The organism is Methylophaga sp. UBA5088 (assembly GCF_002414625.1).
Taxonomy (GTDB): Bacteria; Pseudomonadota; Gammaproteobacteria; order Nitrosococcales; family Methylophagaceae; genus Methylophaga; species Methylophaga marina.
The window spans coordinates 1,164-12,573 of record NZ_DIAC01000032.1; the positions used below are offsets into that span (position 1 = coordinate 1,164).

An 11,410-nucleotide genomic window follows, 5' to 3' on the forward strand; every position below is an offset into this window, starting at 1 on the left:
GGTGACCTGGGCATGATCACTGATAAAGATGTAGTGCTAGCCTTATCCAACTCAGGTGAGACCAGTGAGATACTGACTATCTTACCTTTGATAAAACGCCTCGGCATTCCATTCATTGCCATGACGGGCCGACCGGAATCGACATTAGCGACGTGTGCAACTGCACATATCGATGTCAGTGTCGCTAATGAAGCCTGTCCACTTGGTCTCGCTCCCACCTCAAGTACTACAGCAGCATTAGTCATGGGTGACGCGCTGGCCGTCGCCTTACTCGAAACACGGGGTTTTACTGCAGAAGACTTTGCTCGCTCACATCCAGGGGGGCTGTTAGGTCGCCGTCTGTTACTTCGAGTCTCTGACATTATGCATACAGGCGATGCCATTCCGACCATTGATGAAGAAGCCTTGATTAGTCAGGCATTGATAGAAATGTCTAACAAAGGCTTGGGCATGACCGCAGTGGTCGATGATCAGTATCATATTTTAGGCGTATTTACTGATGGTGACTTACGCAGAGTGTTATCACAGGAAATTAACATTCATACTGAAAAACTGTCAGCCTTTATGACACGTGAATGTAAAACGGGGCGTGCTGACATGCTGGCGGCTGAAGCATTAGAATTAATGCAACGCTACAAAATAAATGCCTTACTGATAGAAAATGAACATCAACAGCTATGTGGTGCCATCAATATGCACGATCTACTTCGTGCCGGAGTGGTCTAAGAGAGAGTCATGCAGGATATTTTAGAAAAAGCAAAGAAAATTAAACTTGTCGTATTTGATGTTGACGGCGTTTTAACTAATGGTCAAATTATCATTGGTGATGATGGTGAAGAGTACAAGGCTTTTCACTCACGCGATGGTCACGGTATGAAGTTATTGCAATTTACCGGAGTTGAAATTGCCATTATCACTGGCCGGACCTCGCGCACGGTCGAACATCGCATGCAGAGTTTAGGTATCAAATATGTCTATCAGGGTCAGCGAGTCAAGCTACCCGTCTTTCAACAATTAATAAAAGAACTCAAATTATCACCAGAAGAATGCGCCTATGTCGGTGATGACTGGGTAGACTTATCCATCATGAGCCGTGTTGGATTAGCCATAGCCGTGCAAGACGCGGATCCTATTGTCAAAAAGCATGCTCACTTCATCACCACGTCAAATGGCGGTCATGGCGCTGCACGTGAAGTGTGTGAGCTAATTATGGAAGGACAGGGAAACCTGCAAGACCAAATTGAACGCCATTTTTAATCTCCCTCGATATCTACGTATATTACTGCCTCTGATAGCTATCTTAAGCATCTGGCTGCTCTTGTCTGATGATAGCAAACCAGTTGAACCTGAAAATAATCAGATTCATCGTAGCAGTGATTACGCAATGACAGACTTCACAATGACAATCATGGATATCAATGGCACACCAGCAAGGGTCATCAAAGGTAAAGAAATGGCCCACTACCCAGCTGATGACAGTACAGAAATCATTGATCCTATTGCAGAATTCCTCAAGCCAGGTAGAGATTCCTGGGTCATCACTTCAGATCACGGTCACACTCAAGGCGATAACACAACTATCCTGCTGACAGGAAATGTTATTATCACTAATGAAAATAACCCGGCATTTAAAATGCTGACTGATGAGCTCACGCTTGATACACAATATAACACTGCATATACCGACCATGCTGTCACGATTAAAACTCCGAACGGAGATACTGACTCAGTTGGCCTTCATGCAGATATGAATGATGAAACCATTAACCTGCATTCCAGGGTGAAAGGACAATACGATGCACCTGCTAACTAAATTATTAACGGTATGTTTGATGTTGCCAGCAATCAGTTGGGCCTTGCCGAGTGACCGTGAAAAACCGATTAATATTGAAGCTGACCATGCACAGATGGACGATCAGGAAGGCGTCACCCAATACAAGGGGGATGCGATTCTCACGCAGGGCACGTTAAAAATCACAGGTGATATCATCACTTTCCACTACGATGAAAATAAACAGCTCACCAAAGCTGTTTCTGTCGGTAAATTAGCTACATACGAACAAGTGCACAAACCCGGTGAGCCACCCGTTAAAGCGAAAGCTATTCGCATGGAATATTATGCCGACAAGCAAAAGATCTATCTGATAGGTGAAGGCCATGTCTGGCAAAATGGCGATGAGTTTATTGGTAATCGTATTGAATATGACATAGCCAGAAATGTAGTCAGTGCCAATTCTGCACCAGTCAATGTGGGCGGTGAAACGCATGACTCGGGCCGTATTCATATGATTATTCAGCCCATGACGCAGCAGAAAAAAGACAAACCAAGTCAAGCCAAACCTAAGAAAGCTGACGCGCCAAAAGCGGCAGTTAATGAGCCCAAACCCGCCGCTCAAACTGAAACAGCGACACCAACCACACCAAAACCTGCTGCAGAAGCACCATTACCTGCAAAAGAGTATCCAGAAGTCATCACCACAAGTCGTTTAAATGTACGAACTGGACCAGGAACTGGTTATCAGCGTCTAGGCACGCTTGATCAAAATCTTCGTGTGCTTGTGCTTACTCGCCAACAAGGCTGGGCACAAATCCGAGGAATGCTTAACGGCGAGACAGTTATTGGCTGGGTTAACGACTATTATTTACAAGCGATCGACGAGTAATGAGTATTCTTTCAGCGCATCAGCTTGCTAAGCAATATGGTGATAGGCAAGTCGTTAAAGATATTTCACTGGACGTAAACAGTGGAGAAATCGTTGGTCTATTAGGGCCAAATGGTGCAGGCAAAACCACCAGTTTTTACATGATTGTGGGTTTGGTACCGGTTGATCATGGTTATATTTATCTTGACCAGCAGGAACTGACTCATTACCCAATCCATGATCGTGCCAAACTGGGGATTGGATATTTGCCACAAGAAGCCTCAGTATTTCGCAAACTCAGTGTAGAAGATAATCTTTACGGCATTATCGAAACACGGACAGAACTGAACGATCTTTCCAAACAACAATTACTGGAACAACTGCTAAAAGATTTCCACATTGAACACATCCGTCATTCGAAAGGAATGGCATTATCAGGTGGAGAAAGAAGGCGCGTGGAGATTGCACGCGCTCTGGCAATGGATCCTCAGTTTATTCTGTTAGATGAACCTTTTGCAGGTGTTGATCCCATCTCTGTTCTCGACATTCAGGGCATTATTCAAGAGCTGGCCCAACGTGGTATTGGTGTATTGATCACGGATCATAATGTCAGAGAAACCCTGAAGGTATGCCAACGTGCTTATATCTTTAACGAAGGCGAAGTGATTGCGCGTGGAACCCCTGAAGATATTCTGAAAGATAAAAATGTATTAAGCGTCTATCTGGGCCGTGACTTCAGGATGTGACATTACTGGCGGCAGAGTCATCTGTTCAGTTAACATAGACACTGTTCTGATTTGGCTATGTCTATGAATGTAAGATGGTTTTTCATATTTTTTGTATTTTTCTTCAGCAGCACAGCGCATGCCGAAGAAAATTCAAAAAATACCGATCTTAAGCATGTCACCATAAAACTACACTGGCAACATCAGTTTCAGTTTGCGGGCATCTATGCCGCCAAAGAAAAAGGGTTTTATCGCCAGGCAGGATTAGATGTTGAGATTCTGACCGGTTTCAACCATCCCTATGATGAAGTTGAGAATGGAAATGTAGATTTTGGCATATCCGGCACCGGGATAGTCATGGAATATATGAAAGGTCGTCCCTTTGTAGCATTAGGCGCTACCTTTCAAAGCAGTCCATATGTGTGGTTGGTCAAAGCTGACTCCGGCATTTATTCTGCAGCAGATTTTGTAGGTAGGACAATCAACCGGCAATCTGAGGCTGATGATTTAACGGCCATTTTTCTACAACAGCATGTTGATACGTCAAAGATTAATTTTGTTCCCCCCAGCAAAAATAATCTCAATGATTTGATCAGTGGTCGCATTGATGGCGTCACAGCCTATATTTCGAATGAACCCTTCTACATGCAAGAGCAAAATGAGCCGTATAGAGTAATCTCCCCCAGAGACTACGGCATCAATTTTTATAGTGACATTCTCTTTACAACGCAAAGCTATATTCAAAATAATCCAGAGTTGGTGGATGCTTTTCGAAAAGCAACCTATCAAGGATGGACATACACGGCAGAACATACCGACGAAATTATTGATCTCGTATTAGAAAAATATAATACGCAACGTAAAACACCTGCACACGTCAATTATGAAGCGGAACAATTATTAAAACTCAGTCTCTACCCTACCGTAGAATTTGGTCATGTCACCCTCAGTCGTTGGAAACAAATTGCTGAGACTTATAGTAAGTTAGGTATCAATGATCAGTCCCGAGATCTGGATGAGTTCATTTATACGGCACCTGATAGTGAGATCGTCCTGTTCAAGTGGTTAGTACTTATATTAAGCGGATTGAGTCTGACTATTATCTTTTTTTACCTGGTAAAACGTCACCATAACCGAATATTGACCAAGGAAATCCAGGAAAAAACAGAGTCGATAAAAAAAGAGTTAGCCAACCGCTCAGCGCTGGAAGCCAAGGCCAAACAAGAAAGCCTCAGACTAAAGACATTACTAGACACCACGATCGATAGCGTCATCACGATTGATGCCTATGGCGTTATAGTCAGCTTTAATAAAGCTTCAGCACAACTCTATGGTTATGCCCCAGAAGAGATAATAGGCCAAAACATTACTGAATTAATACCAGCCAGTTATCGTGATATGCATAAACTAGGTATGGCTCGCTTCCTATCAACAGAAGATAGTCACATTATCGGCAAACCTGTTCAACTAGAAGCTTTACATAAAAGTGGGAATCTGTTTCCAATCGAGCTGACCATCAGTCATTTTAAATGGGATGAAAAACACTTTTTTACTGGTATTGCACGCGATATTTCTAAACAAAAGGCAGAACAAAAGGCCTTGATTCAAGCCAAGCTCGAAGCGGAACGAGCTAATAAAGCGAAGTCTGAGTTTCTATCTGCCATGAGCCACGAACTTCGTACACCTTTAAACAGCATCCTGGGCTTTTCGCAACTCTTGCTTTCGGATAATGATCCCAGTCCTTCAGAACAACAACGACATCAAATCAAACAAATCATTGAAAGTGGCGAGCACTTACTTAACCTAATTAATGATGTGCTGGAATTATCTAAAATTGAATCGGGGAGCATCCAGTTATCAACTGAACATATTTCTATCAAAAGTATATTTGATGCGTGCCTGCCAATGCTGGAAACCATGGCAAAAAAATATGATGTGAAGATTACTGTCCCTGAACAAAATGATACGGTCGTGATTGCTGATGTAACCAAACTAAAACAGGTATTTATTAATCTGGTCAGTAATGCCATCAAATACAACAAGGCAGGTGGTCAGGTTATCGTCACAACACGCCTGCTGCCGCAAAACGGTTGTCTAAAAATGACCATAACCGATACAGGACATGGTATTTCCGCTGATAAACAAGCCCATGTATTTACTGCTTTTGAGCGACTGGGACAAGAGTATGCCAATATCGAAGGCAGTGGCGTAGGGTTGAATATTAGTAAACGACTGATTGAAGCAATGGGCGGTAAAATCGATTTCGCCAGCACTGAGGGGCAAGGCAGCAGCTTCTGGATTGAGCTGCCACTATCCACACAACAAACGGCATGGCATTCAGCTCAGCGTCCGTCTTCAGAAATGAGTGATAAGTCAACCCCAACCCGTCGAACAGACACGCAGATTGAAACCTCATCACGTCATGTACTTTATATTGAAGATAATCCGGCAAATATTCGTTTAATTGAAGTGTTTTTTTCACGCTATTCGAATGTTAGCTTTCATAGTTGTGCCACCGCAGAAGAGGGGCTGGCATTTATTGAGGAACGACGTCCAGATTTAATACTTATGGATATCAACCTTCCCGGCATGTCAGGAATAGAAGCGACCAAAACGATCAAAGCCTCAGATGAGATGAAGACCATACCGGTGATAGCTTTAACCGCAGCGGCAATGCAGGAAAATAAGGACGCCGCGGCAGGCATATTTACTGCTTATGTAACTAAACCGATTGATTTCGGCCAGTTAACACAATTACTGAAACCTTACCTCTGAGTTATTTTAACTCTGACTCAGGTGGGAAAAATAAGCGTGGCTCTACTCGTTCGTCATTAAGACTCACACCCAAATGTAAGTGTGGCCCAGTCACCCGGCCTGTGGCCCCCACAGTACCAATAATATCCCCCTGATTGACTGTCTGACCATCCTTTACGTCTATACGGTTTAAATGACAAAACATAGTGATCAGACCTTGACCATGATCAATAAAGACCGTATTGCCATTAAAAAAGTAATTGCCTGTCCCTCTGACAATACCTGACGCTGGTGCCTGAATAGGCGTGCCAGTTTTAGCAGCGATATCCATGCCGCTATGCGGCTTTCTTGGCTCACCATTAAAAACACGGCGGCGACCAAATAAACCACTTACACGTCCTTTCACAGGCCAGATAAAATTCACTGTTTCACTATCAGTGTCAGTCCATGCGGTTAATGCTTGTTGAATACGGCTTGATTCCTGATTAATTCGTTTCATATCCAACGAGTTGGGATTCACTTTCCGCTTATCTTTTACCGTAATGTACTGTGTCGGGTACTGTTTATCTTTAATCGAAAATAACTGCGTACTTTTTTCTTCACCACGTTTTACAACGATACGCAACGTTCCCGCTTTTGCTGATAATGGAACTCCAACAACTGCCTGCCAAAGACCATCTGCTTTCACCACCATGACAGGTTTGTCTTCAAAACGTACATCAGGTTTCGTTTCTTCGATACTACCAACAGGCAAAATGACGACCCCACCGGGAACAGCTGATTGCTCTGGAAGCTTTGCCAAGACATCTGAACAAATTAACAAGAGAAAAGACAATATCCAGCCATTAAATTTCATCAACGTTTTTCACCTCACAACTTAGCTGCCCTTGATGCAACCGTACTAAGACCTTATCACCTGGAGCAACGGCTGATGCCGAGGTGATTACTTCACCTGAATTCGCCCTACTGGTAATGCTGTAGCCCCTATCCAGTGTATTCAAGGGACTTACCGCTGCAAGCGTCCGCACCTGTTGTGCCAGAAATTGTCTTGCTTTATCGAGATGCTGACGCATTAAACGGTGGTGCTGTTTATTCAATGTATGTACCAGGTTTTGTTGTTCATGTAATCGAGACAGTGGCACCTGTCTCTGTAACCTGAACTGTAATGACAAAAATTGCTGATGCATGCTTTTTTGCTGAGTTCTGAACGCAGTTTGCAAACGATGAGACAAGCCCTCTAACATCGCGCGTTGCTTTTCGATCTGTGCTTTCGGATGTTTTAACCTGACCGATAAATAATCAAGTTTTTGCTGGCAATTCAGTATTTGTCGATGCCAGGCTGAATCCAATAGTCTTTTTTGTTGAGTAAGCCATTGTGTTTGTTGTCGTAAAAGCAATTCAGGCCGAGGAAGGGCGCGATGTAAATGTTGCAAATGTCGCTGTTCAGAAGTCAGACGCTGACGAATAATGTGTGTCATTTGCTGCTGATAGCGTTGAAAATTGAGCAAATACTGCTGGGCATCCGGCACTGCTAACTCAGCAGCGGCAGATGGTGTCGGAGCTCTGACATCAGCGACAAAATCACAAATCGTGAAATCAATCTCATGCCCGACGGCTGAGATAATGGGAAGTTCGCAGGCAAACAGAGTGCGTGCTAATTGCTCATCATTGAAGCTCCACAAATCCTCCAAAGAGCCTCCACCACGACCAATGATGATGACATCGCAGTCGCGTCTTTGATCAGCCAGTTTCACTGCAGCAATTAATTGCCCTGCTGAACTTTCACCTTGCACGGCTACGGGATATAAAATCACATCCACTGTAGGAAAACGACGTTTCAACACACTCACAATGTCATGCACAGCTGCGCCATCTGGCGATGAGATAATGCCTACAGCTTTAGGTAATATCGGTAGTGTTTTTTTGTGCGCCTGGTCAAATAAACCTTCTTGACCAAGCCGGTGTTTTAAGGCTTCGTATGCACGCTGTAATGCACCACTTCCCGCCTCTTCCATATGCTCAACAATAAGCTGAAACTCACCACGCCCCTCATACAAACTGACACGAACACGCAATAAAACCTGCATGCCATTTTCAGGCGTGAAACGTAATTGATTATTGCGATTACGAAACATCGCACAGCGAACTTGCGCGGCTTCGTCTTTTAACGTGAAATAAATATGCCCTGAGGCAGGCATGGCCAAGTTAGAAATCTCGCCTTCCACCCAGAGTAATGGAAATGAGCCTTCCAGCAACACACGGGCTTCTCTGACTAAACGAGAAACTGGATACACATCTTTCACCGCGCGATTTGCTACTGCGCTTCTCTGATTAGATGTAGATTGTACTGCCATAACGCTAGATATTCCTGATATAATTGCAGGATCATATTACAGGTAATTTCAGGAACGTGCCCGATGAGAATTGCTCAAGAAGCCCTGACGTTTGATGACGTATTACTCCTACCTGCGTACTCAAACGTTCTCCCTCGTGATGTCGATTTAACCACCAAGTTAACACGTGACATCACCATCAATATCCCACTGCTTTCGTCAGCGATGGATACCGTCACCGAAAGTCGCCTCGCCATTGCGATGGCTCAGGAAGGTGGCTTAGGTATTCTGCATAAAAACATGACTATCGAACAACAAGCCAATGAAGTTCGTAAGGTCAAGAAATTTGAAAGCGGTGTTGTACGTGACCCCATCACTGTTTCACCGAATACCACCATTGGTGAAGTGGTCGAGCTGACCCGTTCACACAACATCTCTGGTGTACCTGTGGTAGATGGGGACGATCTGGTCGGTATCGTCACAAGTCGTGATCTGCGTTTTGAAACACATTACAGCAATCCTGTTTCAGAAATTATGACGAAAAAAGACAAACTGGTTACCGTCAAAGAAGACGCATCACGTGACGAAGTCCTGGCACTTTTACACAGTAACCGCATTGAAAAAGTGCTCGTCATCGACGACAACTTTCATCTTACGGGCATGATTACCGTAAAGGATATTCAAAAACAAACAGATAACCCACTGGCTTCTAAAGACGATCAAGAACGCTTACGTGTGGGTGCTGCAGTGGGTATCGGTGCTGAAAGTAATGCCCGTATTGAAGCCTTAGCTGCTGCAGGTGTGGATGTCATTGTTGTGGATACAGCACATGGCCATTCTCAGGGTGTTTTAGATCAAGTTAAGTGGGTCAAACAAAATTTCCCACAAGTACAAGTCATCGGCGGAAACATCGCTACAGCTGAAGCCGCTCTAGCCTTAGTAGAAGCGGGAGCAGATGCAGTTAAAGTCGGTATTGGTCCTGGTTCAATTTGTACCACGCGTATTGTTGCCGGTGTCGGTGTTCCTCAAATCAGCGCCATCAGTAACGTCGCAAAAGCCTTAGAAGGTACGGGTATTCCCGTTATTGCTGACGGTGGTATTCGCTTCTCTGGTGATATTGCTAAAGCTTTAGTTGCTGGTGCACACACCATCATGATTGGCGGCATGTTTGCCGGTACGGAAGAAGCGCCGGGTGAAGTCGAACTTTATCAAGGCCGTTCGTACAAATCATACCGTGGTATGGGTTCAATGGGTGCCATGCAGCAAAAACAAGGTTCAAGTGACCGTTACTTCCAAGAGTCCAGCGAAGCTGACAAACTTGTTCCAGAAGGTATTGAAGGCCGTGTACCGTTCAAAGGCAGCTTGAGCGCCGTGATTCATCAGCTTATTGGTGGTATCCGTGCAAGTATGGGTTACACCGGCTCAGCGACTATTGAAGATATGCGCACCAAACCGCAATTCGTAAAAGTCACTTCTGCCGGGATGAGTGAGAGTCATGTACATGATGTCACCATCATCAAAGAAGCGCCGAACTACCGCGTTAACTAATCCTTTCACAACTGCCCCTCTCTGGGGCAGTTGTTATTTAACAGAGTTGAAGATACCTCAATGAGCAGCAACATCCACGACCACCGCATCCTTATTCTTGATTTTGGCTCTCAGTACACACAGCTTATCGCACGACGTATTCGTGAAGCCGGCGTGTATTGCGAACTGCGCAATCCGGAAATAACTGAAGCCGAAATCCGTGAGTTTAATCCCAAAGGTATTATTTTATCGGGTGGACCAGACTCAACGATTGGAGAAGCGGCACCTAGCGCACCACAAGCGGTATTTGAGATGGGTTTACCCGTCTTAGGCATTTGTTATGGCATGCAAACCATGGCTGCCCAACTTGGTGGGGCGGTAGAATCATCCAATCATCGTGAATTCGGTTATGCTCAGATTCGTGCTCGAGGTCATTCTGAATTACTTCGCGATATTGAAGATCACACTACCGCTGAAGGCTGGGGCATGCTCGATGTATGGATGAGCCATGGTGATCGCGTCGCTGAATTGCCTGAAGGTTTTAAAATTATCGCCAGCACCGACAGCGCCCCTATTGCTGGCATGGCCGATGAAGAGCGCCACTTTTATGGTGTTCAATTCCATCCCGAAGTCACGCATACCACACAAGGCCAGCGCATGATTGAGCGTTTTCTTGTAGATATCTGTGGCTGCGAGTGTTTGTGGACTTCAGCCAATATCATCGAAGACAGCATCAAAGCTATCCGTGAACAGGTCGGTGATGACGAAGTATTGCTTGGATTATCAGGTGGCGTCGACTCATCCGTTGTGGCTGCTCTTCTGCATAAAGCCATTGGTGACCAGTTAACCTGTGTCTTCGTTGATAATGGTCTGCTTCGTGAAAACGAAGGTGATCAGGTTATGGCGATGTTTGCTAAACACATGGGTATTCGAGTGATTCGTGTCGATGCCGAAGATCGTTTCCTGAATGAGTTAGCGGGTGAAGCCGATCCTGAGAAAAAACGTAAAATCATCGGCCGTGTCTTTGTTGAAGTCTTTGATGAAGAATCCGCCAAATTAAAAAATGTGAAATGGCTGGCTCAAGGCACTATCTATCCAGATGTCATTGAGTCTGCAGCAGCCAAAACCGGTAAAGCTCACGTTATTAAGACTCACCATAATGTCGGTGGCTTGCCAGAGCATATGAAACTGCAACTGGTTGAGCCGCTACGTGAATTATTCAAGGATGAAGTGCGCAAGTTAGGTGTAGAACTCGGCCTGCCATCTGATATGGTTTATCGTCATCCATTCCCAGGCCCTGGCTTAGGTGTGCGTATTCTTGGCGAAGTGAAAAAAGAATTTGCTGACTTATTGCGTAAAGCCGATAACATCTTTATCGAAGAACTGCGCGCGCATGATTTGTATGATAAAACCAGCCAGGCGTTTGCAG

10 protein-coding genes are annotated in these 11,410 nt (G+C 44.6%); 8 read left to right on the forward strand and 2 right to left on the reverse strand.

What is annotated here, in order from left to right; genetic code table 11:
• The 6 genes from B4K20_RS04220 to B4K20_RS04245 form a co-directional block, all read left to right on the forward strand.
• The coding region (locus B4K20_RS04220; protein WP_289282001.1) for a KpsF/GutQ family sugar-phosphate isomerase at positions 1-726 on the forward strand (726 nt) is incomplete at its 5' end.
• Positions 727-735: 9 nt separating this feature from the next.
• Positions 736-1,257 carry a 3-deoxy-manno-octulosonate-8-phosphatase KdsC gene (kdsC, locus tag B4K20_RS04225; RefSeq protein ID WP_286303732.1) on the forward strand — a complete coding sequence of 174 codons (522 nt, stop codon included), beginning with the start codon at positions 736-738 and terminating at the stop codon, positions 1,255-1,257.
• A 61-nt stretch (positions 1,258-1,318) separates the two neighbouring features.
• Entirely contained in the window at positions 1,319-1,813 is a 495-nt protein-coding gene (lptC, locus tag B4K20_RS04230; protein WP_320165600.1) for an LPS export ABC transporter periplasmic protein LptC, read from the forward strand.
• On the forward strand, positions 1,797-2,663 hold the full coding sequence (gene lptA / locus B4K20_RS04235) for a lipopolysaccharide transport periplasmic protein LptA (protein ID WP_286303730.1): 867 nt from the start codon (positions 1,797-1,799) through the stop codon (positions 2,661-2,663). Before lptC ends, lptA begins: the two co-directional genes overlap by 17 nt.
• Complete coding sequence (gene lptB / locus B4K20_RS04240; RefSeq protein WP_286303729.1) at positions 2,663-3,388, forward strand: LPS export ABC transporter ATP-binding protein; 726 nt, start codon at positions 2,663-2,665, stop codon at positions 3,386-3,388. The genes lptA and lptB overlap by 1 nt, the downstream gene beginning before the upstream one ends.
• 63 nt (positions 3,389-3,451) lie before the next feature.
• On the forward strand, positions 3,452-6,142 hold the full coding sequence (locus B4K20_RS04245) for an ABC transporter substrate-binding protein (protein ID WP_289282002.1): 2,691 nt from the start codon (positions 3,452-3,454) through the stop codon (positions 6,140-6,142).
• Position 6,143: 1 nt separating this feature from the next.
• On the opposite strand, the gene B4K20_RS04250 is transcribed toward B4K20_RS04245, so the two are convergent.
• Entirely contained in the window at positions 6,144-6,977 is an 834-nt protein-coding gene (locus B4K20_RS04250; protein WP_289244540.1) for a peptidoglycan DD-metalloendopeptidase family protein, read from the reverse strand.
• The gene (xseA, locus tag B4K20_RS04255) at positions 6,967-8,475 is read right to left on the reverse strand and encodes an exodeoxyribonuclease VII large subunit (protein ID WP_289282003.1); all 1,509 of its coding nucleotides are present in this window, start codon (positions 8,473-8,475) and stop codon (positions 6,967-6,969) included. Before xseA ends, B4K20_RS04250 begins: the two co-directional genes overlap by 11 nt.
• A gap of 63 nt (positions 8,476-8,538) precedes the next feature.
• Between xseA and guaB the strand changes: the two genes are divergently transcribed.
• Both guaB and guaA read left to right on the forward strand, forming a co-directional pair.
• A complete protein-coding gene (gene guaB, locus B4K20_RS04260; protein WP_286303724.1) occupies positions 8,539-10,002 on the forward strand; it encodes an IMP dehydrogenase in 1,464 nt (487 codons plus the stop codon).
• Between the two features lie 60 nt (positions 10,003-10,062).
• The coding region (guaA, locus tag B4K20_RS04265; RefSeq protein ID WP_289282004.1) for a glutamine-hydrolyzing GMP synthase at positions 10,063-11,410 on the forward strand (1,348 nt) is incomplete at its 3' end.

What these genes read in the sequence shown, in the direction of transcription:
- kdsC (WP_286303732.1), top strand. Translation starts at nt 736, where the DNA reads ATGCAGGATATTTTAGAAAAAGCAAAGAAAATTAAACTTGTCGTATTT.
- lptA (WP_286303730.1), top strand. Translation starts at nt 1,797, where the DNA reads ATGCACCTGCTAACTAAATTATTAACGGTATGTTTGATGTTGCCAGCA.
- lptB (WP_286303729.1), top strand. Translation starts at nt 2,663, where the DNA reads ATGAGTATTCTTTCAGCGCATCAGCTTGCTAAGCAATATGGTGATAGG.
- B4K20_RS04245 (WP_289282002.1), top strand. Translation starts at nt 3,452, where the DNA reads ATGAATGTAAGATGGTTTTTCATATTTTTTGTATTTTTCTTCAGCAGC.
- B4K20_RS04250 (WP_289244540.1), bottom strand. Translation starts at nt 6,977, where the DNA reads ATGAAATTTAATGGCTGGATATTGTCTTTTCTCTTGTTAATTTGTTCA.
- xseA (WP_289282003.1), bottom strand. Translation starts at nt 8,475, where the DNA reads ATGGCAGTACAATCTACATCTAATCAGAGAAGCGCAGTAGCAAATCGC.
- guaB (WP_286303724.1), top strand. Translation starts at nt 8,539, where the DNA reads ATGAGAATTGCTCAAGAAGCCCTGACGTTTGATGACGTATTACTCCTA.